At 69.6% G+C, this 25,579-nt stretch carries 25 protein-coding genes and 1 pseudogene; 11 read left to right on the plus strand and 15 right to left on the minus strand.

What is annotated here, in order from left to right:
- Nucleotides 1–3 precede the first annotated feature (3 nt).
- The 5 genes from ACWDD7_RS33370 to ACWDD7_RS33390 all read right to left on the minus strand — a co-directional run bounded on the left by ACWDD7_RS33370 (nt 4) and on the right by ACWDD7_RS33390 (nt 2,929).
- Nucleotides 4–258 (minus strand): DUF5999 family protein, encoded by a 255-nt coding sequence (locus ACWDD7_RS33370; RefSeq protein ID WP_450460129.1) that lies wholly within the window; start codon nt 256–258, stop codon nt 4–6.
- Nucleotides 259–664: 406 nt separating this feature from the next.
- The gene (locus ACWDD7_RS33375) at nt 665–1,015 is read right to left on the minus strand and encodes a hypothetical protein (RefSeq protein ID WP_450460130.1); all 351 of its coding nucleotides are present in this window, start codon (nt 1,013–1,015) and stop codon (nt 665–667) included.
- 150 nt (nt 1,016–1,165) lie between these two features.
- Entirely contained in the window at nt 1,166–1,477 is a 312-nt protein-coding gene (locus ACWDD7_RS33380; RefSeq protein ID WP_450460131.1) for a WhiB family transcriptional regulator, read from the minus strand.
- A gap of 178 nt (nt 1,478–1,655) precedes the next feature.
- Nucleotides 1,656–2,255 (minus strand): hypothetical protein, encoded by a 600-nt coding sequence (locus tag ACWDD7_RS33385; protein WP_450460132.1) that lies wholly within the window; start codon nt 2,253–2,255, stop codon nt 1,656–1,658.
- 326 nt (nt 2,256–2,581) lie between these two features.
- Nucleotides 2,582–2,929, minus strand: coding sequence for a hypothetical protein (locus ACWDD7_RS33390; RefSeq protein WP_450460133.1), 348 nt, complete (start codon nt 2,927–2,929; stop codon nt 2,582–2,584).
- A 264-nt stretch (nt 2,930–3,193) separates the two neighbouring features.
- On the opposite strand from ACWDD7_RS33390, the gene ACWDD7_RS33395 reads away from it, so the two are divergent.
- The 3 genes from ACWDD7_RS33395 (at nt 3,194) to ACWDD7_RS33405 (ending at nt 5,732) form a co-directional block, all read left to right on the plus strand.
- Nucleotides 3,194–3,946: a GntR family transcriptional regulator gene (locus ACWDD7_RS33395; protein ID WP_450460134.1), complete on the plus strand. Its 753-nt coding sequence runs from the start codon at nt 3,194–3,196 to the stop codon at nt 3,944–3,946.
- 182 nt (nt 3,947–4,128) lie between these two features.
- Nucleotides 4,129–5,166 carry an AAA family ATPase gene (locus ACWDD7_RS33400; protein WP_450460135.1) on the plus strand — a complete coding sequence of 346 codons (1,038 nt, stop codon included), beginning with the start codon at nt 4,129–4,131 and terminating at the stop codon, nt 5,164–5,166.
- Nucleotides 5,163–5,732 carry a phosphotransferase-like protein gene (locus ACWDD7_RS33405; protein ID WP_450460136.1) on the plus strand — a complete coding sequence of 190 codons (570 nt, stop codon included), beginning with the start codon at nt 5,163–5,165 and terminating at the stop codon, nt 5,730–5,732. The genes ACWDD7_RS33400 and ACWDD7_RS33405 overlap by 4 nt, the downstream gene beginning before the upstream one ends.
- Nucleotides 5,733–5,739: 7 nt before the next feature.
- On the opposite strand, the gene ACWDD7_RS33410 is transcribed toward ACWDD7_RS33405, so the two are convergent.
- Nucleotides 5,740–6,576, minus strand: a complete 837-nt coding sequence (locus ACWDD7_RS33410) for a DUF1932 domain-containing protein (RefSeq protein WP_450460137.1) — start codon at nt 6,574–6,576, stop codon at nt 5,740–5,742.
- A 4-nt stretch (nt 6,577–6,580) separates the two neighbouring features.
- Nucleotides 6,581–7,228: an HAD family hydrolase gene (locus ACWDD7_RS33415; protein WP_450460138.1), complete on the minus strand. Its 648-nt coding sequence runs from the start codon at nt 7,226–7,228 to the stop codon at nt 6,581–6,583.
- A gap of 93 nt (nt 7,229–7,321) precedes the next feature.
- Here ACWDD7_RS33415 and ACWDD7_RS33420 point away from each other — a divergent pair, with 93 nt between their 5' ends.
- The 5 genes and pseudogenes from ACWDD7_RS33420 (at nt 7,322) to ACWDD7_RS33440 (ending at nt 14,156) form a co-directional block, all read left to right on the plus strand.
- Nucleotides 7,322–7,588: a helix-turn-helix transcriptional regulator gene (locus tag ACWDD7_RS33420; RefSeq protein WP_450460139.1), complete on the plus strand. Its 267-nt coding sequence runs from the start codon at nt 7,322–7,324 to the stop codon at nt 7,586–7,588.
- A gap of 867 nt (nt 7,589–8,455) precedes the next feature.
- Nucleotides 8,456–10,210, plus strand: coding sequence for a hypothetical protein (locus tag ACWDD7_RS33425; RefSeq protein WP_450460140.1), 1,755 nt, complete (start codon nt 8,456–8,458; stop codon nt 10,208–10,210).
- 152 nt (nt 10,211–10,362) lie between these two features.
- A pseudogene (locus ACWDD7_RS33430) lies at nt 10,363–10,620 on the plus strand (DUF721 domain-containing protein); the annotation flags it as partial.
- Nucleotides 10,621–11,173: 553 nt separating this feature from the next.
- The gene (locus ACWDD7_RS33435) at nt 11,174–11,503 is read left to right on the plus strand and encodes a trypco2 family protein (RefSeq protein ID WP_450460141.1); all 330 of its coding nucleotides are present in this window, start codon (nt 11,174–11,176) and stop codon (nt 11,501–11,503) included.
- A 13-nt stretch (nt 11,504–11,516) separates the two neighbouring features.
- On the plus strand, nt 11,517–14,156 hold the full coding sequence (locus tag ACWDD7_RS33440; RefSeq protein WP_450460142.1) for a trypsin-like peptidase domain-containing protein: 2,640 nt from the start codon (nt 11,517–11,519) through the stop codon (nt 14,154–14,156).
- A 101-nt stretch (nt 14,157–14,257) separates the two neighbouring features.
- On the opposite strand, the gene ACWDD7_RS33445 is transcribed toward ACWDD7_RS33440, so the two are convergent.
- From ACWDD7_RS33445 to ACWDD7_RS33455, 3 genes are all read right to left on the minus strand, one after another.
- On the minus strand, nt 14,258–14,710 hold the full coding sequence (locus ACWDD7_RS33445) for a hypothetical protein (protein WP_450460143.1): 453 nt from the start codon (nt 14,708–14,710) through the stop codon (nt 14,258–14,260).
- A complete protein-coding gene (locus ACWDD7_RS33450) occupies nt 14,707–15,498 on the minus strand; it encodes a DUF4231 domain-containing protein (RefSeq protein WP_450460144.1) in 792 nt (263 codons plus the stop codon). Before ACWDD7_RS33450 ends, ACWDD7_RS33445 begins: the two co-directional genes overlap by 4 nt.
- Before the next feature lie 304 nt (nt 15,499–15,802).
- Nucleotides 15,803–17,641 (minus strand): hypothetical protein, encoded by a 1,839-nt coding sequence (locus tag ACWDD7_RS33455; RefSeq protein WP_450460145.1) that lies wholly within the window; start codon nt 17,639–17,641, stop codon nt 15,803–15,805.
- 362 nt (nt 17,642–18,003) lie between these two features.
- Here ACWDD7_RS33455 and ACWDD7_RS33460 point away from each other — a divergent pair, with 362 nt between their 5' ends.
- Entirely contained in the window at nt 18,004–18,672 is a 669-nt protein-coding gene (locus ACWDD7_RS33460; protein WP_450460146.1) for a hypothetical protein, read from the plus strand.
- 153 nt (nt 18,673–18,825) lie between these two features.
- Here the strand turns inward: ACWDD7_RS33460 and ACWDD7_RS33465 are convergent, their stop codons facing one another.
- Together ACWDD7_RS33465 and ACWDD7_RS33470 are read right to left on the minus strand one after the other, a co-directional pair.
- On the minus strand, nt 18,826–19,902 hold the full coding sequence (locus ACWDD7_RS33465; protein WP_450460147.1) for a response regulator: 1,077 nt from the start codon (nt 19,900–19,902) through the stop codon (nt 18,826–18,828).
- On the minus strand, nt 19,895–20,140 hold the full coding sequence (locus tag ACWDD7_RS33470) for a hypothetical protein (protein WP_450460148.1): 246 nt from the start codon (nt 20,138–20,140) through the stop codon (nt 19,895–19,897). Before ACWDD7_RS33470 ends, ACWDD7_RS33465 begins: the two co-directional genes overlap by 8 nt.
- A 438-nt stretch (nt 20,141–20,578) precedes the next feature.
- On the opposite strand from ACWDD7_RS33470, the gene tap reads away from it, so the two are divergent.
- Nucleotides 20,579–22,780: a telomere-associated protein Tap gene (tap, locus tag ACWDD7_RS33475; RefSeq protein ID WP_450460149.1), complete on the plus strand. Its 2,202-nt coding sequence runs from the start codon at nt 20,579–20,581 to the stop codon at nt 22,778–22,780.
- Nucleotides 22,781–22,783: 3 nt separating this feature from the next.
- Nucleotides 22,784–23,341, plus strand: a complete 558-nt coding sequence (gene tpg / locus ACWDD7_RS33480) for a telomere-protecting terminal protein Tpg (protein ID WP_450460150.1) — start codon at nt 22,784–22,786, stop codon at nt 23,339–23,341.
- A gap of 117 nt (nt 23,342–23,458) precedes the next feature.
- On the opposite strand, the gene ACWDD7_RS33485 is transcribed toward tpg, so the two are convergent.
- The 3 genes from ACWDD7_RS33485 to ACWDD7_RS33495 form a co-directional block, all read right to left on the minus strand.
- Nucleotides 23,459–23,812 carry a hypothetical protein gene (locus ACWDD7_RS33485; protein ID WP_450460151.1) on the minus strand — a complete coding sequence of 118 codons (354 nt, stop codon included), beginning with the start codon at nt 23,810–23,812 and terminating at the stop codon, nt 23,459–23,461.
- A gap of 79 nt (nt 23,813–23,891) precedes the next feature.
- Nucleotides 23,892–24,491, minus strand: coding sequence for a hypothetical protein (locus ACWDD7_RS33490; protein WP_450460152.1), 600 nt, complete (start codon nt 24,489–24,491; stop codon nt 23,892–23,894).
- A 231-nt stretch (nt 24,492–24,722) separates the two neighbouring features.
- Nucleotides 24,723–25,547: a hypothetical protein gene (locus ACWDD7_RS33495; RefSeq protein ID WP_450460153.1), complete on the minus strand. Its 825-nt coding sequence runs from the start codon at nt 25,545–25,547 to the stop codon at nt 24,723–24,725.
- Nucleotides 25,548–25,579 lie beyond the last annotated feature (32 nt).

Here is a 25,579-nt window from a genome sequence, read left to right on the forward strand (position 1 = left end):
CCGTCAGACCGTGGCCACGAGCGGCCGGTGCGGGGCGACGACCCGGCCGTCGGGCAGCAGGTCGCCGGTGTCGTCGAAGACCAGGAGGCCGTTGCACAGCAGGCTCCAGCCCTGCTCCGGGTGGGACGCGATGATGCGGGCGGCCTCCCGGTCCGGGCCCTCGGCCGCCGGGCACCTCGGCGTGTGCGTGCGCAGGGAGTCGGGGAGCCGGGTGGCGCTGGTGGTGGTCGCGGTGTCGAGCTGGGTGCTGCGCTGCATGAGGTCTCCTGGCAGGTGTGTGGGCCTGTATGCCCGGGTTGGAGGCGTGCGAAGGGCCCGCCGCCCGTCATGCGGGTGGCCGGTCCGGTCGAACAGCGCGGCGCGGGAGGGACTTCGGTCTCTCTCCCGCGCTGCGGGTCAGTCTTTGTGGAGGTCGGTGACGTGGTGCCCTGCGTCCCAGGCCCGGGCGGCCGCCGTGGCAGCAGCCGCCAGCAGCCGGCGGGCGAGAGGGTGAGCGGGACCGACCGCGTGGACAGCCCGGGCCGCGCGCTGGTACGCGGCCCGGGCCGCCCGTATGAGAGGCGGAGTCAGCAGAACTGGCACTCCTGGGTCTGCGACCAGCGCCCGCACTGAGCGCACTGCCACATGTGCCGCAGAGGCGCGACGGCCCTGGCCAGCCGGGCGATCATGCGGCCACCACCGATCCGGTCATCCGGGCGCGGCCCTGGGAGCAGATGCACGCCCAGCGCCCGCAGAGGCCGCAGGCGTCCTGCTCCTCCTCGTACAGCCCGGCCAGGCGGGCCCGCATCTCGGCGACCGTGCGCGGCGCGCGCCGCTCGGCGGGGATCGCGGCGTCCTGGGCGCGGACGACGGCCAGGAGGTGGGCACCGAGCGCGAGGTGCGGCTCCGTCTGGCGCGGCCGGCGGCTCGAGGCCGGGCTGCGGTGGGAGTTGACGGCGTCCAGGACCCGGGCGAACCGGTCGTCGCCACCCTGTGGCGCCCGGGGAACCGGGCGTGTGATCATCGTCGTGGTCAAGAGGGTCTGCCTTTCTTGATCACGGACGGCCCCGGGAGGTCAGAGTTTCGGGGCCGTCCACTTTCGTTTCGGCTGGCCGGTCGGCCTGCCGCGGCCCGTCTCCCGCCCTTGTTCTGCTCTGGTGGGCGGGAGACGGACCGTGGCAGGCCGTCAGGCAGACTTGGTGTGGTCGCGGGCGGCGCGGCGCTTGATGCGGCGGCGGTCGTCCTCGCTCATGCCGCCCCAGACTCCGTGGGCCTCACCCATCTCCAAGGCCCAGGAGGCGCAGCGCTCCAGCACCGGGCACCTGTGGCACACCGCTTTCGCCTCGTCGATCTGCAGGAGCGCCGGGCCGGTGTTGCCGATAGGGAAGAACAGGTCGGGGTCCTCCCGTGTACAGGCGCCGTACTCGCGCCAGTTGGTGTTGACCGGCAGGTCGGCGGAGGGGGCGTAGCTGGTGCGTACGATGGAGGTGCGATTCATCAGGGCCTCCCAAAAGGTCCGTACGAGACAGCCCCGGGGCAGCCACCCCGGGGCTGTTTGCATGTTGTGGCGGCCAAAGGGCCGGGGGTGAGCTGCTTCGGCTGCTCCTACGAGCAGCCACGGCCCCGGCCACCCCGCAAAGGGGAGGCCGGGGCCGTGGTCGTTCGTCCGGAGCGGATCAGCTCGCGCGGCGCGCGGGGTGCAGCGTCTTGAGCGGCACCGGCGGCGCACCCAGCGGCGCGGCACCAGCAGGCAGTTGCGCGCGGCGGTTGTCGGCGTCGCGGACCGTGGACTCGGTCGCCGCCCACTGTTCCTTACGCCGCAGCCACAGGGGCTGGCCGTTGCCACGCTCGTCATTCGCCGGCGCCTGCTTCTGTGCGGCGATCTGGCTGACGGCCGGGGCGACCGCGGTCTTCGGCTTGCGCCGCACCGTGGTCTTGCGGCGGTGCACGGTCTCCGAGTTGCCGTCCGTCAGGCGTTCCTCCCACTTCCTGGCCGTGACGTCGACGGTGATCAGGCGGTTGCTGCCCAGGCGGCAGCGGACGGCCGCGTCCTTACCCGCGCGGCCGGTGTCGTGCGGGACGAGCTTGGGCTGCTTGGTCTGGAGGCCGGTGATCGGCACCCACGTCTTGCAGTCGGGGCAGACCAGCGAAGCACAGGCGGGGCGCAAGTCGTACTGGTGAGGCCGGAGGGTGGAGAGGGCCAGCGCCGGACCGCTGTTGACGGTGCGGGAGCGGGTCCGGCTCCGGCGGGGACGGGCGGTGCGCGAAGCAGACATCGGGGACTCCTCACGAACAGAGCGGTGGGGACGCGGGTCGCGATGCTCTCTCCGCCCTCCGGGCCGCACGACACAAGGCCGGCGTCCCGCAGGACAGACAGCGCACAGCGCTGCGGCGTGCACACAGTCGTCGCGGCCGTCAGGCTCCGGGGGAGTTCGATGGTGCTCTCAACCCCGGCCGCCCCGAGGGGCGGACGACTACTGCGGTCTTGCGGTGTTTCGAGTGGAGCAGGGAGCCGAGGGTCCGGCTCCCTCATCCGGCGCCGTCCGCAGGGCGGTTCCGGGTGGGGGAGCCGGGTCCGAAGACCCGGCGATGGTGCAGGGGGTCAGGCCGCGATCGGGAAGGAGGCGGCAGCCGGCTGCGTGATGCGCAACTGCGCGGCGTAAGGGAGGAGCACGTCGACCAAGCGCTCGCGGACCCGGACGAGGATGCTCGGGTCGTCGGCGAGGAGGTCGCGGGCCGCGTGCCGCCGGGCGAAGAACTGCTCCAGGAGCTCCTGCTCGGGCAGATCCTTCTCGCGGGAGGTCGCATAGGGCTCGTGCAGTTCCAGCGGGGTACCGAAGACGATGTCCAGATCGGTGCTGAACTCAGGGAGCGGCACCTCGACCGCCTCCAGAAGCGCGAGCGTCTCGGCGTCGAAGTGCTCAGTGGCGGGGCGGAGGATGACGTTCATGGGGTGGTGCTCCTCTCGGATGTGCTGAGCTCGGGAGGCGTCCCGATGGCGAGTGGGCAGGGCGAAGCAGCGCCTCTTCGGCGCCCCTACCCTCACCTCGTTAGCGAGGTTCGGTACACCTTCAGTAGACCGACACTCGTTAGCGATGTCAAGGAGTACGTTAACGAGGTACGCTCTTCCGGCGGCTCCCTCACACACCGGGGCGCCCTTGCCGGTCCCTCGATAGCCAGCGGCCGTAGGATCGCTAACGAGGTAGGGAGACAAATGGCGAGTGACATGGGCGAACAGCGGCCCAAGTACCAGCGGATTGCCGACGACCTGAAGGCGGCGATCGAGTCCGGCGAGTACAGCCCCGGCGACCGGCTGCCGGGTGAGAGCGCGCTTGCCGCCCAGTACGAAGTTGCCGTGCTTACCGCCCGCCAGGCGCTGAAGATCCTGCGGATCGAGGGCCTGGTGGAGACGAAGAAGGGCGCCGGCGCTCGGGTCATCGAGTTCCGCCCGATTCGACGTCACGGCATCCAGCGACTCGCACGTGAGCAGTGGGGTGCTGGCAAGTCCATCTGGTCCGCTGACGAGGAGCGCCCGGTCACGATCGACGTCCGCGTGGACACCGTGGCCGCGCCACCACACATCGCCCGGATGCTCGACGTGGACGAGGATGAGCTCGTCTGCGCTCGGTCCCGACGCTTCGTGCTGGACGACAGGCCCGTCATGCTCGCGACCTCGTACCTGCCCCTCGGCCTGGCCGAAGGCACAGCGATCATGCGAGTGGACACCGGCGAGGGCGGCACGTACGCACGGCTCGCTGAGATCGGGCACGCGCCCGCTCACTTCCGCGAAGAGATCCGATGCCGGCTGCCCATCGCTCAGGAAGCCGAAGGACTGGCCATGCCCCTGGAGCGCCCCGTCATCAAGCTGTGCCGCACGGCCTTCGACGCTGAGCTTCAGGCCGTCGAAGTGAACGAGATGACCATGGACAGCGCGGCCTACGTGCTGGAGTACGCGTTCGATGCCTGAGCGCCTCAACTCGCCCATCTCGAACCCCCTCATGACTGGTCGTCTTGTGGGGGCTATCACACTCGCGAGCGCCGAAAGGCAACATCACAAAGCCTTGTCGAAGCTCGTGCGCAGGCTCGTACACGGGTTTTCAACATCCACGTACACATGGGATTTGAGGGCCTAGCTCTAGGCTCACGGCCATGACGATCACGGAGGGTCATAGGGTGGGGAAGCACCGAGCGGGCTGGCGTCCGGACAAGCTGCGTGAGCAACGCGAGGCTCACGGGCTGACCCTTGAGAAGGCCGGTGAGCGCCTCCGCCAGGTCGCTGAGCAGGCCAAACTCAAGGGCATCCCCGCCGCGAATCCGCAGACTCTCTGGCAGCACGAGCAGGGCGAGGTCTATCCCGGCCCCCACTACCGACGTGCTTACTGCCTCCTGTACCGGGCCACCGAGCCCGACTTGGGCTTCCGCACCGCCCTGCCTGGTGAGGAGACGTCTTTCAAGCTCACGCCGATGGACGACCGCCTCACCGGCTCGCACGTCTTGGCGGTGGAGCGAGCCATTCACCGCATCGCGCCGGGCTCCGACGAAGCCGACCACTTCGACTTGCAGCAGCGGATCATCGACGCGTGGAAGCGCCGGCACACGGGTGGCGACCCTCACCGTCCCGTGCTCATCCTGGTCGGCGGGTTCGCGGGCAGCGGGAAGACCGAGCTCGCCCGCTTCTTCGTTCAGCTCACCGGCTGGCCGCTGCTCGACAAGGACCCGCTCACCCGCCCACTCGTGGAGCGCCTCCTAGTCGCGCTGGGCGGCGACGCGAACGACCGGCACACCGAGCTCTACCGCGAGAAGGTCCGGCCCGTGGAGTACGACTGCCTAATGCAGTCGGCCATGGCCAACATCAAGTGCGGTATCTCCACGGTGTTGACCGCGCCGTTCATCGCCGAGATGACCGACTCGGACTGGATGCAGCGCCTGACCAACCGTGCAGGCTCGATGGGTGTCGACGTCTTCCCGGTGTGGGTTCGCTGCGATGAAGAGTCGATGCGCGAGTACATCGGATTCCGTTCAGCGGCCCGGGACGCGTGGAAGCTCCAGCGGTGGGACGAGTACATGGCCACGATTGACCTCGACCTGCGCCCGGCAGTGCCGCACCTGGTCGTCGACAACCGGCTGGGGACCGCGGTGACGCTCGCGGACCAGGCCCGGCAGGCGATGGGGGCGATGTACGCATGACGGAGAAGCAGGGCGTGATCCTTTACGGGCCGCCAGCCTCGGGTAAGGACACCGTCACCGCTGCGCTCAGCGAACTGGATTCCAGGTATGCGCAGTTCGCGCGGCTCAAGGTGGGGACGGGCAAGGCTGCCGGCTACCGGATGGGCACAGTGGAGCAGCTGCGCGAGCTGGAGGCCGCAGGCGACGTCGTCTACGTGAACGCCCGATATGGCAACACGTACGTGATCGACCGGCCCGGTGTCGACGCCGCGTTCGCGGCCGGGGTGCCGGTGGTGCACCTTGGGCAGGTCGATGGCATCCGAGCGCTGGTCGACGGCTACCCGGCCGACTGGTCGGTGGTGCTGCTGTGGTGCCCGCGCGAGGTGACCGAGCAGCGGTCGGTGGGGCGCGGCGACAGCGACACCGCGGCGCGCCTGGCGGCGTGGGACGCGACCCGAGCGGACCTGGACGCGCACCCTGGCATGGTCTGGGACCTGACAGTGGACACCACGGCGTCGGCACCGCAGGACGCTGCGCGGCTCATCGACCAGATGCTGGCGCAGCGGGCAGGAGCGGCGACGGCATGAGCGCGGGCTACGGCTGGGCGAGTCGGTCCAGGGCGTCGGTGAGCGTGAGCTCGCTGTCGTCCTTGGCGTCGTGCCACCGTGCCAGCGTGGACGCGGCCGCGCGCAGCATCTCCGGCGGGAGGCCGGCGGCCGCGAGGGTGTCGGCGGCTTCCTCCAGCTCGGGGCCCCAGCGCCAAGCGCGAGCTGCGGTCTTGGCGACGTACTGCGGCTCGGACAGGTACGAGTCGGTGCGCCTCGAGGCGACCTCGATGAGCTCCTGGTCGACGTCGTACTCGCGTGCCATGCCGACCGCGAGCGCCACGAGCACCCGCGATGCCTTCTGGAAGCTGGCGTACGACAACTTCAACGCGGATGCCTTCCCCACCTCCGTGCCCAGCGCCGCGGCCCGGACGGCGGTGTCCGCGAACAGCGCCTCGATGCGGGCCGTCGCGCCAGTAGGCCCGGACAAGTACAGCGTCGGCGTCTTGCCGCCAACCGGCGGGGAGCCGACGACGCCGCCGTCCACGACGGTGGCGTCCGGGAGCAGCTCGGCGATCCGCTGCGTGCGCTCGGGGTTGATGGCGTTCGCCTCTACGTACACCCCGGCGAAGCGGTGCCCGGCGACGGCGCGGGCCAGGTCCTCGGCCGCCGCTGGCGGGCAGAGGCTGATGACGATGTCGCTGCGGTCCAGCAGCTCAGCCAGCGTCGCCACGGGCGTCAGCCCGAACTGGGCGGCACGCTTCACGGACGCGGTGCTACGCCCGTTCTCGCACCACAGGACCTCGGCCGCGTTGATCGCGGCGCAGGCGGCGACGGCGGCCCCCATGCTGCCGGGGTGGAGGATGCCGACGATTGGCAGATCCACGGTGCTACTCCGTTTCTGCGAGCAGGATGTTGATGGCATCGGTGACGTCGTCGACGATGTGGTGCGCGGCAGGGAGACCATCGGGCCAGGGGCGTCCTCGCAGCCAGATGGTGCGCAGGCCGACCCGCCGGCCGCCGCCGATGTCCCCGGTCGGGTTGTCGCCGACCATCCAGCCGCCGTCCGCGAGACTGACGCCGCACCGGGTGGCCCCGAGTTCGAAGAGGCGCCGGTCCGGCTTGCGGATCTCCAGGTCGCCCGAGGCGGCGACGCCGTCGACCAGGTCGGCAAGTCCGGTCCCGGCGAGCTTGGCGCGCTGGATGTCGCCAGCCCCGTTGGTGATGACGCCGATCGTCCATGCGGCCGCGCGCAGGCGGGCCAGGCCCTCGAGAACCTCGGGGCGGCAGGTGACGGCGGACGACATGAGGTCGACGTACTCCTGCCACAGGCCCGCGGCCGACACCTCCAAGCCGAAGGCCTCCCTCAACCGGGCGAAGTCGCCAGCGGTCGCGCGGTCAGCCAGCTCGGTGCGCAGCCACTGATCGGCATCTGCGGAGAGCGCGCAGGAACGACACAGACTGGTCACGGCGTCGCTGAGCGCCAACTGCCGGTCGGCCAGCGTGCCGTCCAGATCGAAGAACACGACGCGGGACACGGCCACGGACACTACCGGGCGTCGAACGGAGTGCAGTTCCGGAGATCACTTCATGTATCTTTTCAGGAGCTGTTTCCTAGGATGGAGGGCGCGATGTCGGATCCGCTGCGTCGCATCGATGCTCTGGTGGATGCCGATACCCTCCCTTCGCCTCGTGTTCGGCAGCAGCTGCGAGTCGCCGCCGGGCTCACTCAGGAGGAAGTCGCCCACGCCATCGGCGTCAAGCGCGTCGCCGTCGCGCGGTGGGAGGCAGGGCTCACCAAGCCCCACCGAAGCAATCGCCTGAAGTACGCACACTTCCTCCGTCGGCTGGCCGGGAAATACCCGGCCGCCGCCAAGGATGTGCCCAGTGAGGACTGACTTCGTACCTGTTTTCCGGCACGCCGACTCCACCTTCGGATTCGAGGGGGTCGGGGTGACGTAACCGCCACCGGCCGCGCGCCGGACAGTGGACTGACAATCCACTGCCTCGCGCGGCCCTTCGCTCCGACCGGGCTTGACACCCCGGATCGGCTGCTCGGTCCCGGCTTGACACCCGGTTGCGAGCTTCGGCTCATCGAGCCACATCCCAGCAAAACCCCGCCTTCGACAAGCGGGTCGGCCCCTTTGACAAGGGCCACGCAACACCCCGGCCACTGACAGGGCCGGCGCATCACCAAGCAACACCCCGGTCGCTGACAACGGCCGACGTATCGCCCACCGAACTGCGAAGAAGGGAGGTCCCCACTCACCTGTTCGATGTCCGCCCGCTCCTCACGGAGGGGGCGCGCCCACCCATCTGCTGAAACTCACTCGGTGATACGCCGAGTGATACATCAAGGCGGTCGTTCTCATAGTGCACGAGAGTGGTGTCCCCTGTCAGCTTGACCCTGTCCGTTTCACCCCGGTTCAGACCCGGCGGTCTTCCCGTGTGACGGAATCGCCGTGCAATTCATCCGCCTTTGTGCGGTTCGTACCTGAAGACGAGTGCAGCGCTTTTAGGACGGGCTCGCCTGGCATGGTCGCGGCGTCGGCCGCCCGGCTCGTGCACCCGCTCTCGGAAGTCCTCGACAACTCCGTCGACGGCGTCCTCGAGGACGCCGTCCCGTGTGACGGGACGGGTTCCAAGGTTGTTGCCCGCCGTGCGGGAGCGCCGGGGGGTATTGGGGCTGAGCGTCCTCTGTCCACAGCTGATCTGGTCCATGGTCGCCGGATGAATCATGTTCTGGCGACTCTGCGGGGTGTGCAGTGAGCGCGGTCGCGGCGTCGGCCGCTGCTGTGGACGACAGCGCGCCGGTTCGGCGGCAGCGGGTGCGGGTGCCGATGCGTCTGGTGTCGTCGGCGGCGTACGCGGATGTCGCGTTGTCGGTGTACGTGAAGGTGAAGGCGCTCGGGCTGCGGCCGGAAGGGTGCCAGGCGAAGTCGTCGACGATCGCCTCGTATCTGGGGATGTCGGTGGCGTCGGTGGAGCGCGGGATGACGCAGCTGCGCCGTCCGGGCCCGGATGGTGTGGTGGAGCTGGTCTCGAATCGTCGGACGCTGCCGGGCGGCACGGGCACGTCGGCGCTGCGGACGGTGCGGGCGATGACGCGCACGGAGGCGTTCGTGTGGCTGCCGGTGGCGGCCGCGGAGGACCTCACGCCCCGGCAGCTGCGCGCGTTCGCGCTGATCGCCTACGCGCAGACTCGGGGGATCGCGCTGACGGAAGCGGAGTTGGCGGCCGGCCTGCTCCACCACTCGGGCAAGAAGGCGGGGCAGCCGATCTCGGTGACGGCGGCGTCGGCCGTGGTGGACGAGGTGGAGGCGGCGCGCTGGGTGACGGTGCAGCGGCGTGCGGGGGCGCAGGGACGTCACCACTACATCGCGCACGACATCGCTCCCGAGGCCCGTCCGGAGGGTGGCTGCGCGGCGGTTCCTGGGGCTGCTGAGGCGGCTGTGACCAGCGGTTCGCAGGAGTCGGTCAGTTCCCACGTTGGTGAGGGATCGGGTTCGCCGGTTGGTGAGGGATCCCTCGCGAATGAGGAATCACCTAGGACTGACTCACCTGATGACGAGGGCGCGTTCTTCTCATCCGCCGTAGGCGAGGTACCGGTAGGGGAGGGCGCTGGGGCTGTGGAAAACCCGGCTGACGATGCTGCGCGTACGGAAGCCGACCGTGGTCTCGCGCTTCGCGCGGGTGGAAACAGCCAGCCCTCCCTCTCGAAGCCTGGAACGGAAAAGCGCAGCAGCAGGGGCGGAGGGCCTGCGCGGTCGTCGTACGACGGACCGCAGTTGGCCATGAGCCCCCACATCTACGCCGTGCTGGAGCCGGTGCACCTGCTGCTGGAGCGGGTGACCAGCGACTTCGTCGCCCGGCAGATCGCCCGTGAGGTGGGCCGCCAGCTGCGCGAGGGCACCGACGCCGAACGCCTGCAGCACCGGCTGACCGCCCGGTTCGCCAAGGTGATGGTCTCGGAGATCCGCGACCCGGGCCGGTGGCTGCTCGGGGTGGCCCTGCCGCGCTGGGGCTGCGGCTACCAGGACTGCGAGGCCGGCGTGCTGTGGTCGACCGGCAAGGACTGCGAGGTGTGTGCCGAGATCGTCCAGGACAAGGCCGCCGCCCGGCACCGTGCCCAGCGCATCGAGCAGGGCCTGTGTCCCGAGCACGCCACCCGTCCCGGGCCGGGCGGCCGCTGCGTCGACTGCATGCTGGACGACGCCGTCCACAACCCGGCCCCGGTCCCAGCGCAGCGCGAGGTGGAGGGTCCGCCGCGCGGTTCCTGCGGGGACTGCGGCGCCCGGATCGTCGTGATCGGCCGCGCCCTCGAGGACGGCCTGTGCAAGCTCTGCCGGGAAGAGGCCGCCGTGCTGGGCACCGCCGCCGTACCCGCGCCGACCGCATCGGCCAAGCAGGAGACCTGTTCCGGGCGGGACGGAGACGCGCCGTGCGGTCGGAAGCCTCTGCCGTCGCGCAGCGTCTGCGGTGTCCACCGCGTCCAGGAGCTGGCCGGGGAGGTCGCCTGATGACCGAGAACCCGCAGCTCAGTGGCGTCGACCTGGCCCGCGTCGCACTGCGCGCTGCCAAGGTGGCGGCGCAGACGAACGGCGGTCGCACGGCGACGTCGAAGGCGAAGCCGCACACGGCGTCGGTGGTCCGGCGCGGCGGGCGCGAGCCGATGGGGCTCGGTGCCGCGATCGGCGCGCTGGTGACCGAGCGGGCCTGGGAGCTCCCGGCCGCCGGCGCGACGCTGCGGGAACGCTGGGCGGCCATCGCCCCCGAGCTCGCCGGGCACGTCGTCGCGGTTGGGTACGACGCCGACTCCGGCCGGCTCACCGTGTGCCCGGAGTCGGTGGCCTGGGCGACGAAGCTGCGCCTGGAGCAGGCCCGGGTTGTCGAAGCGGCGAACGAGTCTGTGGGCCGCACGGTCGTACGCGGGCTGCGGATCCTCGCGCCCGGGTCGGTGCCCGTGTCCGAGCCGGCCGACGTCGGCCCAGAGTCCGCGGCCGCGCCACTGGGCCCGATGAAGACCCGGGAGTTGGCGAGCGAGGGTTACCGTCGCGCGCTCGCCGCGCATCAGCAGGCCCACCCGGTCAGCCGCGTCGACCCGGCCATCGCGGAAGCGGTGGAGCGGCAGAACAATGCGATGCGCGAGCTCAGCCACCGTGCCTTCCCCGACACCGAGCGTGTTCCGGACGATGCGCCGACAGCGATGGAGGCTGCCCGCGCCCAGTGCCGCCGCCAGGCCGTGGCTACCGAGGCTGCCGCCCTGCGGCGGGCCCGAGCCGAGCGCGCTGGCGCGCGAGCTCAACGTCCCAGGCCCGTTCGGGCTCCGAACGCCGATGCCGCCGCTGGTACCCATCGCGCCGTTCCAGCGCACCGAGCCGACCGCCTCATAGGCCAGCTCTGGGCAGGCCGACCGTGTCCTTCCGCCGCCGGGTACTGCCCGGCAGACTGGCTCTCTGCACAGAAGCGATCAAGGGGAAACCATGGAATTAGAGCCCACCGAACTGTCCGAGGCGATCAAAGCGGTGCGCGGGGGACTGGCGGCCGCGCAGCAGGACGGGGACGGGTCACCCCTTCGGTTCACGGTCAAGGAAATCGTGCTGGACCTGGGGATCGAGCTGCGGCACACCGCGTCGGCCAGCGGCGGAGTGAAAGCGTTCGTGGTCTCCGCGGACGCGAAGGGTGAGCGGGCGAAGACGGCCACGCACCGCATGACGGTCACCCTGGCGGTGGCGCCGGACGGCGAAGGCAGCGATCTGCTGATCGGCGACTCCGGCGGAGGCCGCGGCGGTCCGGTGGACGGCTTGCGGTAGAGGGGGCGGCTCGATGGCGGGGAGAGCGGTCCTGCGGACCGTCGAAGTAAGCAACCAGCACAAGAGCTCGTACGGGACCGGCTGCCTGATCGCGCCCGGCCTGGTACTCACCGCCCATCACGTGGCCCTGCCGGGAGGAGACAGCATCGTCACCGTCCGGGACACCGCGAGCGCCGAATTCACCGAGGCTGCGGTGGTATGGGAAAGCACCGAGCTGGACGCGGTGCTGCTGAAGGCCGACCGCTCTTTGGTCGGAGCCAGCATGAGCGTCGTGCGCTGGGGCGAACTGGTCTGTGACTACCCGGACCGCCGCCCCGTGTGCTCGATGACGGGCTTCCCCAAGGCGATGCGACGCCGGGCCTTAGCCCATTCCGAGCAGTACGTCGACGACCTGAAGACGGTAGAGGGGACCATCGCCCCGCACACCGGATCCCGCTCAAGGCTGTACGCGCTCGAAGTCGACGGCGCCGTGCCGACCGACGTGAGGAACTGGCAGGGGCTGTCCGGGGCCGGGGTCTTCTGCAACGGCATGCTGATCGGCCTTGCCCGCCTGGTCGACCGCCAGTGGGACCGGATCCTCATGGTGCTGCCGCTCTCGCATCTGCTGGCCGCCAGCGGCTTCACCGGGGCGGTGGCCGCCCACACCGGCATGTCCCCACGCCTCGAGCCCGCCGACCTTCGGCCGTTGATGGACAACCCACCCGACCCGAAGCTGTCCTCCACCTACCTGCTCGATCCGCGCTCCCAGGTCACCGAGTTCACCGGCGTGAGCGAACTCGTCGAGCGAATCGAGCAGTGGTGCAAAGGCACCGACCGCCTCGACGTCGCCGCCGTGACCGGCCTGGGCGGCACGGGCAAGTCCCGCCTCGTCACCGAGGTCCTGCACCGCCTCACCACGCCCTTGGGTAACCAGAGGCCGTGGAGCGGGGGCTTCCTCGCCGACAACCCCAGCCACACCGACTACCAGGTCCTCGCCACCGCCAGCTACCCGCTGCTCCTGGCCGTCGACCTCGCAGAAACCCGCGTCCCGCAGATCCGCGACCTCATGGCAGCCCTGGCCAGCTCCCACGACGGCTCCGCAGTACGCGTCCTGCTCCTGGCCCGCGGCCACGGCACCTGGTGGCTGTCGCTGCGCCGCCACCTGCAAACCCGCAACGTCGGCCCGCTCGGGCACACCTTCACCCTCACGCCCGACGACGCGCTGAACGGCCACAACCCGGAGGACATCTACGTAGAGGCGAAGGTGGCCTTCGCCCGCCGCATACGGCTGCTCCAGCAGGCCGGACACGGCGACGACACCTGGCCGGACCGTGTCGTCGCCGACGCGCCGCGCCTCTACGGCGCTGGCATCGAGCACGCCGCACACCAACCGGTGATCTACCACCACATCGCCGCGCTCGCCGATGTCCTGTCCCACGCCAACCCCGAGTTCGCCCTGAACGACCACCCCATGGAAGTCCTGCTCGCCAATGAAGTGGAGTACGTACGGCGCGTCGCCGAAGCCCGTCTGCCCCAAGGCACCGCCGACGACGAACTGCTCCGCACCCTGATCACCGCCCAGTTCCTTGCCGGCGCACGCACCGCACAGGACGGCCGGGCCGCCGTCCGGGCCGGCTTCGACGCCCATCACCGCGGCTACGGAATCACCGCCCCTCCCGACGCGCGCCAGCTGGCCGCGCTCGACGACGTCCTGACCACCGCCTACCCGGCCACCGACGGAGCCCACTGGGGCGCTGTCGGCGAACCGCTAGCCACCGCCTGGCTTGCCGAAGTCGAGAACGAGAGTGGCGAGGAGTTCATCGAAACCTTCCTGCAGCACGACTCCCTCGCCACCGAGCAGCGCCACCAGACCCTCAGCACCGTCGCCCGCACCGCCCAGGACCAGCCCGCCCTCGCCGTCGGCGCCCAACGGGCCGTCGCCGCCGACCCCGAGCGCCTGCTGCCGCTCGCAGCCCAGACCGTCACCGCTGAACTCGGCATCGATCACGCCCGCCAGTGGCTCACCGGCCTCGAACGCGCCGTCGCCGACCGCGCCACGCACCCGGATGCCGACCCCGAAACCTACGAGTGGGCCAGCAGCCTCATCAGCGAAGCCCAGGAGCGGACAGCCACCGACAGGCACGACCTGGAGGACCTGATCGGCGCGCCCCTCACCCAGGAGGTCGACGACCCGGAACAGCCGGAGACCAGCGCAGATGCCCCCGACGTCGACTCCCCCTTTGTCCTGGTGAAACCACGGGTGGGCCGGCTCACCCGGACCGCCATAACCTTCCTAGCGCTCTGCCACCTGCTCCTGGTCGCGGCCGTCCCCTCCGGCGTCGCTCTCACCACCACCATCGGGAACGACGACTGGGCCTTGTGGTTCTTCGTCGCCATCAACGTGTTCATGCACCTGACCGTCGCGAGAGCATTCGGAGGCCGCCAGCTCGGCACCATTCCACTCTCATGGATCGTTCCGCTCTTCACGATCGGGATGACGACCCTGTCCGGCCTCATGCTCGATCAACACTGGCTACCAGGCTGGCCCCCGCCCTGGCTCGTGTGGCCGGTCCTCTTCGCCCCCGGCCTTGCAGCCCTGACCTATGCCTGGCGGATCTGGTTCGGTCAGTGGCAAGCCCGACGGCCCGCCACTCTCGAAGACCCGCCGGGATGAAGACCGTGCACGGGATGATCGCCCAGGTTGCGGACGTTCGCATCACTCAGCAGCCCGAGGCGGACAACGACGCGTCGGGCCGTATCCATCACCTCTCCCGATCAGTCGGTTCTCCTCGGCCAGGGCCGTTGCTGGACCACCAGCGAGATCGATGGCACGTCTGGCGGGAGAGCCCATTCGGTGACGTGCAGTCCCGCCAGCTCGATCAGTTCCTCCGGGACTCCCAGCATGTGGAGCGGGGTTCGGCTGTGACGAGTCAGCCAGGCCCGGCGCCGTTGCTGTTCCACCGGGTCAAGCTGCGCCCACACATCGACCATCACGCCCGGCGGCACGCTCGGCACAGGGCGGGTACGGCGCCGCACGTAGGGCAGGTTGTCCACGTCGTCGGCGAGCGCGACCAGGCACCAGGCAGCTTCGTAGGCCAGAGTGGATCCGTGGGCGGCTCGCAGCCGACGGGTACGCCACTGCCAGCGCGGGGCCAGTAACCAGCGGACCGTCGTCAGCGGTACGGCCCGCTCCCGGGAACGCTCGGAGCTTTCTTGACCGCCGCTCATTGCGCCGAGCGCTCGTCGCGTGACGTGCTCTGCTCCAGTTGGATCTCGCGTTTTCGCTGTTCTTCTTTGATCTTTTCGACCGTCCCGGCATAGCGAATGAGCCGAGGGGTCTCCTCCAAACCTGCATAGTCACCGAGCTGGAACCCGCTGGCGTTGTAATTCTTCTCGATGTCGTCTGCTGTCGACTGCGAGGTGGTGCCACGCTCTCGGAACTTGAAGTATCCGGTGACTCCGGCGGAGATACCGACCAGTGCACTCAAGGACGAGGTGGCAATTGATAGGGCCGAATTGGATCCTTCATTCATCGCCGTGAGGGTGGATACCACGATCGACCCGGTGATGATGAGCAGCTGGAACGAGTTGTGCACGCGCCTGTTGCGGCTCGCCTGCGCCCGATAGGAGGCGATGACATCGAGCGAGGCCTCCCGATAGACACGCAGGCCCGAGGTCGTGTCGAGAGGAAGCTGAGCGGCCGCCGTCTGACGTTCCTGTAACGCCTCACGGAAAGCAGTCGTCTTTTTGGCAAGGGTTTGATGGTTTTTGTACAGCCAAAATGCGCACGCAATCCATAAGACGTTGAAGATAATCAAGGTAAGCCAACGGGTTACCCCATCATTTGCCTTCCATAGGCCGACAATGACGGTGTAGCCGAGCATGACCGTCAAGGTCAGCGACCCTAACAAGATCAGCCAGCCGAGTCTCTGGAGCGCCTTAGCTGCCCTCAGCTCCGATTCTCTTAGACTGAATTCGGCAAACTTTTCCCTGTAGTCCTCATGCGGATCAGGCATCAAATATCCCCCCCCCCGGGTCAATGAACCTCTGAAGGTACTCGGCGCGGCGAAGAGGTTGCAATGGTGCATTGTGGTGGGTGTGATTCTTGCGACTTGAGTTACGCAAGTAATTTATGAGGTTTCGTAAGGGTCGAGCGGAGGCCGTTCTACAGCAGCACCGAAAGACCTAGTGGATTTACAGCTGGCATGTCCGGGCTCTGCGGGACGGACTGCCGAGGTGGGCGGCTGAGGGTGGTTCCAGCGCAGCAGCCCCGCCTGGCCGTGCTGGCGGACAGGCGGGGCAGGCAGGTGAGCGTGGTGTTCAGGCGCTGCGGGGTGCGTGGTCGAAGAACCGGTTGTCGGTGTCGACGGGGATTTCGCGGACTCCTGTGTAGGGGTGGGGGAGCGGGTCGTTGATGGCGGCGATGACCTGGCAGGCGTATCCGTCGGAGGAGGGGTCGCCGGCGATGTCGATGAGGGTGTCGATCAGGCGGAGGCCGGTGGCCTGGTCCACGGCTCCGAGGTCGGCGAGCGGGGAGTCGATGATCACCAAAGGGGGTACGCGGACGGCGGGGTCGATACGGCCCAGGTCGCGCAGGGATAGCAGCATTGCGACGTTGGTGACGACCTTGGGGCTGCCGGCGACGGAGCTTTCGGCGAACGTCTTCTCAGGGTTGTCACGTTCCTTGACGCGGGTGGTGAAGTCGGTGGGGTCGATGTAGGCGGTCTCGACGTCGGGGTTGATCTGCTGGAGCCGGACCAGGAAGAGCTCGGTCCAGCGAGCGATGACCTCTTTGCGGCGCACCTCATGGGCGGTGAGGGCGGCGTCCCGGGCGACTTTGGCCTTCTCCATGTCGGCCTTGGCGGCGTCGATGACCTGCTGCTGGGTGTTGATGTAGTCGGAGGAGTCCAGCCACTCCTTGAGTCGGGCGACGTCTCGGCTCAGACCGTGAGCCGTTTTTTCGGCTCGCTGGGCGGCAGCGCGGGCCGGCTGAAGGTCGTGCTGGTCATAGGTGTCGCGAGCCTTGAGCGCGGCCGCTGCCGTGTCCTCGGCCTTCTCCGCTGCCGCGAGGGCCGCGTCCAAGGCCTGCTGCAGGGACCGCAGTTTCATCCGGAGGCGCTCCACCCTCGCGCGGGCGGCGGCGATCTTCCGCTCGCGCTGATCGGCCGCGTCCGGGCACGCCTGCCCGCACTGCCGGCACAGGCTCGGCTCCCGTTCGGGAAGGGGCTGCCCGCAGCGGGTGCAGTCCTCAGGCGGCGGGGTGAGCAGTTCGCCGAGGGCGCCTTCGGCGCGGGCATGCTCGGCGGTCGCGCCCTGCAGCTTCTCGTGCGCGAGGGTGGCCTGCTTGGCGGTCTTCCTGCGGTCGGCGTCGGCTGCCTTGTGCAGCGCGATGAGCCGACCGTGTTCTCCGACCGCGCCCTTCAATACCTCGTCGGCCTTCTGCCATGCGCTCGCCGCCGCGACATGCTCGCGCTGCTTCTGCTCGTACTCGGAGCGGACTCGATCGGGGTCGGCGAGGCCGCCCTTGTCCCGCAGTTTCTTGAACGCCGCCAGGTCTGCCTTGGCCTTGTTGAAGCGGGAAGCGGTCTCGGCTGCGTTCTTCTCCAGGCCGGCGATGTCCGCGTCCCACAGCCCGAGGATCGCCTCCAGGACGAGGATGCGCACCTCGTCCTTGGCGCCGCCCAGGAAGGCGGAGGCGATCGTGTGCTGACGCAGGGCCAGGACGGTGTTGTAGTAGTCATCCAGGTCCAGGCGGGTAGCACCTCGGGCCGCCTGCGGGAGGCCCAGGAGATCCTGGATGAAGGCGCCAGCTGTCACCTCGCCGGCCTTCGCGTTCTTCACAGGTAGCAAGCGCTCGGGCTCGGTGTCGTCGTCGAGATTCTTCACCGACACCCGGGCACGCGGGTTGGAGCCGCTGCGGGTGACCTGCCACCGTGTGCCGGCGGCGCGGAAGGTCAGACGGATCTGCTGGCAGGCACCGACCTCCGGCATGATCGTTGCCGTGGTCAGGCCCAGCGGGTAGAGCAGTGCTTCCAGCGCGGTGGACTTGCCCGTCCCGCTGCCGCCCACGAGGAAGGCCACCAGGCCTTTGATGTACCGGACTTGCCACACGTCTCCGCGCTGGAACTCCAGCTTCTCGATCACAAACGACAGACCCACCAGGCCTCCTCCGTATCAGGTGTTGATCCACATCTGAAACGACCATCGGCCGAATGAGTGACGCCCAGGGGCCCCTCTTCAGATGCCAAGGGATGTCCGTGCCGTACGGCCGGCCCCCGCACGTGCCAGGAGGCGGAGCGGCGGATGAACGCGCAACGTGCCGCGCCGCGGCCCACGGAGGGATCAAAGACCTCGTCTGCGCCGGGGCGATGTCTCGGGACTTCTCGATTCAGGCGAGCGCGTCCTGGCCGGCCTTGAGCGGGTGGACCCTACGCACACCTGTGCGCCCGACCATGAACGGTAGAGGGGCCCCCGGCTGGGGGAGCATGTCGCCAGCTGCTGCTCGTCCTTGAGGGGTCGTCATGGGTTTCGTCCGCCGAGCGGTGCCGCCGGTACTGCTGTCCGGCCTACTACTGGCTGGCTGTTCGTCCGCTCCCCAACCCGGGTCGGACACCCCGGGAAAGAACGGGACACCGGCGGCAGGACCTTCCGGGACCACTGCTACGGGAGCGGCGGAGATTCCGGTGGGGGCGGGGCCGCAGAAGACGTACACGGTGCAGCGGCAGCCGGCCGCGGGCGGCTGCCGCTACCGGTACGAGAAGGGCGAGCCCCTCGAGGACCCCGCGTGCACGCCGGGCGCTACTTCGCCGGCGGTGACGCAGGCGACGCTGGCGTCGACGATCTGCCGCAGCGGCGGGTACAGCAAGGGCATCCGGCCCCCGGAGACTGTGACCGGCCAGGAGAAGCGCGCGAATGCCGCCTCCTACGGCTACACCGGCCGTCTCGGCGACGCCGAGTACGACCACCTGGTCTCCCTCGAGCTCGGCGGTGACCCGAACGACGCCCGCAACCTGTGGGTCGAGCCCCCGGACCCCGGGCACAAGCCGGGCTCCGGGGTCAACAACAGGAAGGACCCGGTGGAGACGAAGCTGCACACCGCCGTCTGCTCCGGGAAGCTAACCCTTCGGGCCGCGCAGCGGGCCATCGTCACAGACTGGACCACCGCGCTCAGCCGACTCCGTCTCACCTGACATTCCTGGCAGCGGAGCAGTGGGCGTACTCCGTGGACTGATACCGGTTCTCGGATCGCCGGCAGCTGGCCCTGCGCGGGCGGTATCGGCAGGCACAGCACCGCTTCGTCTCTTCTTTCTGTACGACCAGGCAGTGCTGTGCTTGCCCAGGATCTACTGCCCTTGTCGCTCCAGGTAGATGGAGGTGAACACGGCGACCTTGGCACGCAAGGCCCATGGGTCGAAGGGCTTGCTGATGTAGTCGACGGCGCCGGCCGCGTAGCCGCGGGCGGAGTGTTCGGGCCCGGTGCCCATCGCGGTCAGGAAGATGATGGGGATGTCCCGGGTCCTTGAGCGGCGTTTGATGTGGGCGCAGGTCTCGTAGCCGTCCATCTCCGGCATCTGGACATCCATGATGATGACGGCGAAGTCGTCGTGGTCCAGCAGGGCCTTGAGGGCCTCTCGGCCGGAGGAGACGGTGAAGAGCTCCTGTTCGAGGGTCGCCAGCACCGCGGTCATCGCCAGCAGGTTGTCCGGCTGGTCATCGACGATGAGGATCTTGGGCATGCTCCGGCGTCCCGGCGGCAGAGCAGCCGCCGTGGACTGCTCGACAGCGTCCAGCTGGCGTTCGAGTAGATCGCAGCGGCCCTCCGCCGCAGCACGCTGAGCCTGCGCCTCCCGAAGGTCTGCTCTGAGCCGCTCGACCTCCGTCTGGAGCGCGTCACGCTCCCTGAGGAGGCCGTAGACATCCGGAGATGCATCCGCGAGCTCGTCCGCCCGCTTCTGCTCCGCAATGCGGTCCGCCTCCAACTGGTTCAGCCGTGTCTCCAGGTCGGCGATGCGTTGCGTCCGGTCCAGCAGCGCATCCCCCAGGACGTCACCGCGGACACTGGATCGCCGGGACACGTGATCGGCGTCGGCCAGCTGCTGCTCCAGGATCTCCACCGCGTGCTTGGGCGACGAGGCGGCGTGTACGGCAGATCCGTACAGCTTCCGCACCAACTCGATGGCCTCGGCGGTGACTGCGGTCCCGTGGTGTTCGGCGACATCCGTGAAGAGATCGTTGACCACGTGCCACGGAGGTAACCGGGTTCCGTTCAGGTAGCGCGAGACCGTGCCAGGATCGAGTCGGCGCCGCGCCGCATACCGACGCACGGACACCTGAAGGCTTTCGAACAGCTCGCGCAGCGCTTCGGCCAACGCCCGGGAAGCATCGTTGAGGTCGTCTCCCAGAGGACGCAGTTCACCCATTGCTCTCCTCCTCGACCGTGCTGGTCCGGGGTTGAGCAGTGCTGTCCTCCACGGCGATAAGACGGTTGAAGAACGGAACGGCAAGACCCGTAGCGGCGAGTCCTGCCAGCACGCTGTGCGCGACGCCCTCGCCCGCGCCGGCCGTCAGCCCGCTTGCCGCTGCGCCGGTGAGCAGGGCGAACAGAAATATCAGAGCTGCCCTCGGTGACAGCAGCGGACGGTCCACCATGATCTCCATTCGTCCAACCCGCCGCGATGCAGCGGGACTTGTCGCCTATCCGCTGATTGCGGATGGGGGACAACCAGGATGGACGAAGCCGAGGGCGTTGCAGCCCACGATCAGCGAGCGGGGCACAGCCGGGCCCCCTGTTGCGCAGGTTCCGTCACCCTTCACGGCAGGTCACGGGCTTGGCGGCATTGGCCGTTGCCAGGGCGTTGCTCTGCAACGTTCTCGATCTTCAGCAACGTCTGGCACCGGGGAGCAGCTCAGGTCCGCGGGCCGCGGGGAAGGGGGCGGGGGCCTGACAACTCGGCCCTCGGCTGCGAGGAGTCACGACAGGCGGTGCACCGCTTACTCGCCAGGGTTGCACTCCCGATCGTAGTGCGATTCACGTGCGATTGAGCGTGCGATTCAATGCGCGATCTAGGGTACGATGCTTTATTGGAGGTGGCTTCTGTGTCCGCTGAGAACGAGTTGTTCAGCGCTGTCGATGCGCTGCTGGAGCAAGTCGCGCAGGATGACCTTCCGCCCCCTGCGGAGCGCAGGCGTCTGCGTGAGGTGGCGGGCCTGAGCCAGGCGCAGATCGCCACGGCGCTGAACGCCCGCCGGGAGGCGGTGGGGAACTGGGAGACCGGCAAGACCGAGCCGCGGCCGCCGAAGCGCGCCGCGTACGCCCGCCTGCTGGAGGGCCTCGCCGCCCGCTTCCCCGCCCCGGCCGCCGACGCGCCCGCCCCGGCTCCGGCGGCGGTGGTCCCGGAGGCGTTCACCGGCCCCGCCTCCGTTCCCGCCCCCGCGGCCGAAGCGCCGGCGCCCCACGCCCCGGCTGCTGCCGCACGCCCGGCGCTCGCCGCGAAGCCCGCCACGTCGTCCCGGCGCCCGGGCGCGAAGAAGGCGGCGCCGAAGAAGACCACGGCGGCGGCCGCCGTCGACCCCCGCTTCGAGAACGGCCCCCTGGCGGTCATCGACTGCGAGGACGGGCAGGTGTCGGCGTACTGCGTCGGCGGCCTGGTCCTGGACGTGCCCGCCAAGAGCATCCCGGCGCTGGTCGACTGGACGCTGGCCGAGGCCCGCCTCGGTCAGGCCCGGCTGCACCGCAACGGCCGCGACGCCGACCCGATCCTCGTCCTCACCGCGTCCGCGCTGGAGCGCTACGGCCTGCCCGCCGCCCTGTCGCAGGAGGAACAGCGCGCGGGACGACTGGCGGCCGGCCACAAGGTGGTCAAGCAGATCGAGCGGGCCGGACTCCAGCTCACCCAGCGCGGGTTCGGGCCGTGGGCCCGGGTCTACCGCGACCCGGAGGGCTCGAGGCGGCGCTGCGTCCAGCTGTGCATCCTGCCCTGGAACGCACTGGACGCGAGGGAGTGGGACAAGAAGGTCGACCCGCAGCTGCCGACGATGCACCCGGCCGACCTCGCCCGCTACCTCGGCCTGTACGCGGCCCGGGTGACGACGCCGCGCGGCAGCACCGCGACGACCGGCCTGGAGCTGATGACCGCGCTGCGCCCGCCGACCCGCGCGGAGAAGGACCCGGACACCGGCGAGTTCAAGCGGGCCTTCAACGACGACGCGCTCACCCAGCTCTACCCCGTGGTGGAGTGCGAGGTCCCTGACGAACACCCGATCCTCAAGGGCAAGTTCGCCCGGCACCACATGCGCACCCCTGCCGAGATGCTGATGGAGGAGCCCTACGACTGGTGCCGGCCGCTGACCGATGAGGAGTGCGCCAACCAGTTCCTGGTCGTCGTCGACCTCAACATGTCGTTTGCCGCCGCCGCGAACGGTCTCACCGTCGGGCTGAACGGACCCACCCACCTGACCGGCAACCCGGCCTTCGATCCGGCGCTGCCCGGCTCGTGGCTGGTCGACCTGTCCCACGTCGACCTGTCCCGCGTCCAGGTCGGCGGCCGCACCGTCGACGCAGACCGGCTCCCGAGCCCATTCACGCCGAAGGGCGAGAGGCCCGAGGGCCCGGCCTGGTACGCCACGCCCACCGTGGCCTACGCGGTGGAGCTCGGCTTCGACGTCGCGCCGATCGAGGCGTACGTGCGCACCCAGACCGGCCGCTACCTGGACCCCTGGTACAAGCGGCTGCGCGACGCGTACGTGGCCACGATGGCCGACATGGGTGTCACCACCGACCTCACCGGCCAGGAGTTCCTCGAGGCGATGGCGCGGCGCAAGCAGGTCGACCCCACGATGGCGCTGCTGGAGACCGCGATCAAGGCGACCGCGAAGGGCGCGATCGGCAAGCTGCGCCAGCGCAGCCGGGGCCAGGTGCCGTACTACGAGCCCTACCCGGCGCTGAACCGGGAGACGTGGCGCCCCGACATCCGGGCCGCCGTGCTCGCGGCCCAGCGCGTCGGCCTGCACCGCAAGCTGATGAAGACGGCGGCCGCCGCCGACCTGTACCCGGTCGCGATCGGCACCGACGCCATCGTCTACCCCTCGCCCGGCCCGTCCCCGCTGGACGTCCTGCCGTACACGCCCGAGGGCAAGCCGGTGCCCGGCGGTTTCCGGCTCGGGGTCTCGCCCGGGATGGTGAAGCACCAGGGCACCCAGACCGTCCTGTGGGCGGAATCCCAGTTCGAGGAACGCGGCGGCGTCTTCAACATCGCCAACCTCATCAAGACCGACCAGAGCGCCGGAGAAGGGGAGTAGGCCGTGGTGGACTCGCTCGGGGACAGCCTGGACCGCGCGCTGGAGGGGGCGTTCACCCGCCGCATCCCGCAAAGCGCCCAGGCGCAGATGAAGTACCTGGTCAAGCAGCTCAAGGGCACCAAGGCCACCGCACAGGCGCTCGGAATCTCCCAGCGCACCGTGGAGCGGTACGTCTCGGGCAAGCTCAAGCGGCCCCGCCAGGACCTGCGCGGCCGCATAGAGCGTGAGGTCAAGAAGCGGTGGCAGCCGCAGGTGCGGGCCAAGGCGAGGAAGAAGGCGTCCTCCACCGACGGCCTGGTCGTCAGCACGCGCGCGAGGTTCGGGTTCACCGCGGCGCCGGGCACCACCGACGACGCCCGGATCCGCGACATCACCCAGGCCCTGCCGCCCGAGTACGCCGACCAGCTGTTCACCGCCCGCGAGCAGGGCGCCACCGAGCAACAGCTCCAGCAGATCGCCGCCGACGGCCTCGCCCGGATGTACTTCCGTGCCAACAACTCCCGGGCGCACGGCCTGGGCGTGGAGTTCACCGACATCGAGCAGATCGAGATCGAGCTGTAGCTCCAGCCCCACGTAAACGCCTCGTCCCCGGCACCGCAGTTGCCGGGGACGAGGCGTTTAGACATCTCCGAGGGCAGATCCACAGTCATGGCTGACGGTTTCTGTCACCTCGGGGGGTCAGGAACTGTTCTTCTCCACTTCCACCATGACCTTGGCGATGAGCTCCTCCGGAGTCTCCTCCAGATGATTCACCGCCGTCGCCAGCAGCACCGTCCCAACTCGGGCGTTGGCGTGCGCGATGTGTGCAGCCACGTCAACGAGCTCGTTCCAGCCGGCCTTGGTCTGCTCCAGGTCACCCGCCTCGACACCCGCTCGGAACGTGGACTCAGCCGCATCCAGCAGATCGCGGTACGCAGGCGCGACCGCTTCCCCGGCATGCCCGCCACCAGCCTTGGCCAGGTTGTAGAAGGCGACCAGCGCCTGGCCGGCGCGACGGTCGTAGTCACGCGACTTGTCATCGTAAGTTCCCATGTTGCAGAGGCTATCGAGCACCACTGACACACAGCGGTCAAGCGCCCGCTCGCACGCTCACCCTCGACGAACTCCTGCGTCAGGTCGTGCGTGCGGCACGGCGACGTGCCCACCAGGACAGCGGCGGCGCGGTAGCGGCGTTGACGGCCCGGCCGAACGCCCCCAGGGCGGCCTCCAGGCGCACGCTGTCCTCCACGTTGCCCAGGGCGTTCAGCAACTGCTCCGTGGCAGTGACGACGGCCGGGTCGGAGCAGCGCATGAGCGGGGCGGCGGCAGTGGCGGCCCGGGTGAGCGGCTCCCGCAGGGAGGCCACGCTCTGCTTGCTCGCCACCCGCTCCCGGCTCAGCAGCTCAGCCGCGCGCCCGAAGCCCACCAGGCCGCTCTGCGCGTCCGTTCCGCCAGCGATCCGGGCGCGGGCGGCACCGCCGGCGAAGGCGAGCACCGTCAGCAGGAACGTCCGGCCGCGCTCGGCCGGCCCTTCCCACAGCAGCCGGTTGGCGGCGGCCGCGCCCTGCAGTTCCGCCACCACCACCGCCATCGCATCCGCCTGCACCCGCAGGGCCCCGATCTCAGCCTGCTGCTCCTGGCGGTTGCGGGCGCGGTTGGTCAGCCACGACGCCAGGACGGCGATGACCGCCCCCGAGACGAGCGTGCTGGCCAACTCGATCAACTTGTCCATCCCCTCAGGCTGGCCGGGCAACGGGCCCGGCGCCCGGCCCGTTGCGCACCTGACGCACAACGCGTACGCGCCTGTTGCCCCCGGTGCCCCGGCCCGAACCCCACAAGGCCCCGCCCTGCGCTGCTGCGCCGGTGCGGGGCCTCACACGCGTATCCGCGGGGGGTCGGATGTTCATGCACGCGCTGCCGTGTCCAACGTTGCCGTCCTGCCAAGGGTCACGGCCCGGCTTTCCTACTCCCCGTCGTTGTCCTTCTGCTGCCGGCGTTTCGCCTGCTCCTTACGCTCCTTGGCCTCGATCGCGTACGCCAGCGCCCTGCGGTGTTCGTTGACGCTGCCGCCAACACCGCTGCGCTGGGCGATGTCCCCGGCCAGGTAGTCGGCGAACAGACGCACGGGCTTGTGACTGCTGCCCTCGGCGAACTCCAGCAGGTGCAGCAGCGCCTCCAGCTCGCTCCTGCGTACGGGCACGTTGACGATGTCGTCGGCACCGGAGGTCAACGCCTGGGCGGTGCGGTCGTAGTAGGCCCCGCAGCGGGCGTTGTCGAAGCGCAGCTCGTAGCTTGGGTTGCCGTAGTCGACGCGCCTGTGCACCCGCAGCCGTTCGCACAGGTCGGAGAGATCCTCGAGCGGCTGACGGTAGAAGGGGCGGTCGCCGCTGCCCGCGGAGTGCGGGTCGAGCTGCAAGGAGGAGAGGAAGGCCGCCACGCGGTCGGGCTCAGGCATCAAGCCGGCGCCCAGCCACCGTGCACCGTCGTAGAAGGAGCCGCCGGCGCCCACCCGGCCCTTGGGCATGATGTACAGACACCAGCCAGACGTCCCAGACCAGTGCAGCCCAGCCTCAGCGTCCGGAAGGAACCGACGAACGAAGCTCTCGTTGAGGTTGACGTTGCCCTCCACGTCGTTGCGGTGCTTCTCCCGGTCCTCGTCATCGTCGTACCGGCCCCAAGCACTGACAGAGCTGACGGGCGTCCCCTCGGCCAGCAGCTTCTCGGCGACAGCTGTCATGTAGTGGCCGATGGCGTTCTGCAGCGCGCCGGCCAGTGCGGTCTCTGCCATGCGGTCTTCCCTCCCTCGCAGGCCGTCGTGAG

The organism is Streptomyces sp. NPDC001056 (genome assembly GCF_053598955.1).

Coding starts and splice junctions, on each gene's coding strand:
- ACWDD7_RS33380 (WP_450460131.1), bottom strand. CDS start 1,477: ATGAATCGCACCTCCATCGTACGCACCAGCTACGCCCCCTCCGCCGAC.
- ACWDD7_RS33370 (WP_450460129.1), bottom strand. CDS start 258: ATGCAGCGCAGCACCCAGCTCGACACCGCGACCACCACCAGCGCCACC.
- ACWDD7_RS33405 (WP_450460136.1), top strand. CDS start 5,163: ATGACGGAGAAGCAGGGCGTGATCCTTTACGGGCCGCCAGCCTCGGGT.
- ACWDD7_RS33470 (WP_450460148.1), bottom strand. CDS start 20,140: ATGGAGATCATGGTGGACCGTCCGCTGCTGTCACCGAGGGCAGCTCTG.
- ACWDD7_RS33445 (WP_450460143.1), bottom strand. CDS start 14,710: ATGAGCGGCGGTCAAGAAAGCTCCGAGCGTTCCCGGGAGCGGGCCGTA.
- ACWDD7_RS33440 (WP_450460142.1), top strand. CDS start 11,517: ATGGCGGGGAGAGCGGTCCTGCGGACCGTCGAAGTAAGCAACCAGCAC.
- ACWDD7_RS33490 (WP_450460152.1), bottom strand. CDS start 24,491: ATGGACAAGTTGATCGAGTTGGCCAGCACGCTCGTCTCGGGGGCGGTC.
- ACWDD7_RS33460 (WP_450460146.1), top strand. CDS start 18,004: ATGGGTTTCGTCCGCCGAGCGGTGCCGCCGGTACTGCTGTCCGGCCTA.
- ACWDD7_RS33395 (WP_450460134.1), top strand. CDS start 3,194: ATGGCGAGTGACATGGGCGAACAGCGGCCCAAGTACCAGCGGATTGCC.
- ACWDD7_RS33465 (WP_450460147.1), bottom strand. CDS start 19,902: ATGGGTGAACTGCGTCCTCTGGGAGACGACCTCAACGATGCTTCCCGG.
- ACWDD7_RS33435 (WP_450460141.1), top strand. CDS start 11,174: ATGGAATTAGAGCCCACCGAACTGTCCGAGGCGATCAAAGCGGTGCGC.
- ACWDD7_RS33390 (WP_450460133.1), bottom strand. CDS start 2,929: ATGAACGTCATCCTCCGCCCCGCCACTGAGCACTTCGACGCCGAGACG.
- ACWDD7_RS33495 (WP_450460153.1), bottom strand. CDS start 25,547: ATGGCAGAGACCGCACTGGCCGGCGCGCTGCAGAACGCCATCGGCCAC.
- ACWDD7_RS33400 (WP_450460135.1), top strand. CDS start 4,129: ATGACGATCACGGAGGGTCATAGGGTGGGGAAGCACCGAGCGGGCTGG.
- ACWDD7_RS33485 (WP_450460151.1), bottom strand. CDS start 23,812: ATGGGAACTTACGATGACAAGTCGCGTGACTACGACCGTCGCGCCGGC.
- ACWDD7_RS33450 (WP_450460144.1), bottom strand. CDS start 15,498: ATGCCTGATCCGCATGAGGACTACAGGGAAAAGTTTGCCGAATTCAGT.
- ACWDD7_RS33385 (WP_450460132.1), bottom strand. CDS start 2,255: ATGTCTGCTTCGCGCACCGCCCGTCCCCGCCGGAGCCGGACCCGCTCC.
- ACWDD7_RS33420 (WP_450460139.1), top strand. CDS start 7,322: ATGTCGGATCCGCTGCGTCGCATCGATGCTCTGGTGGATGCCGATACC.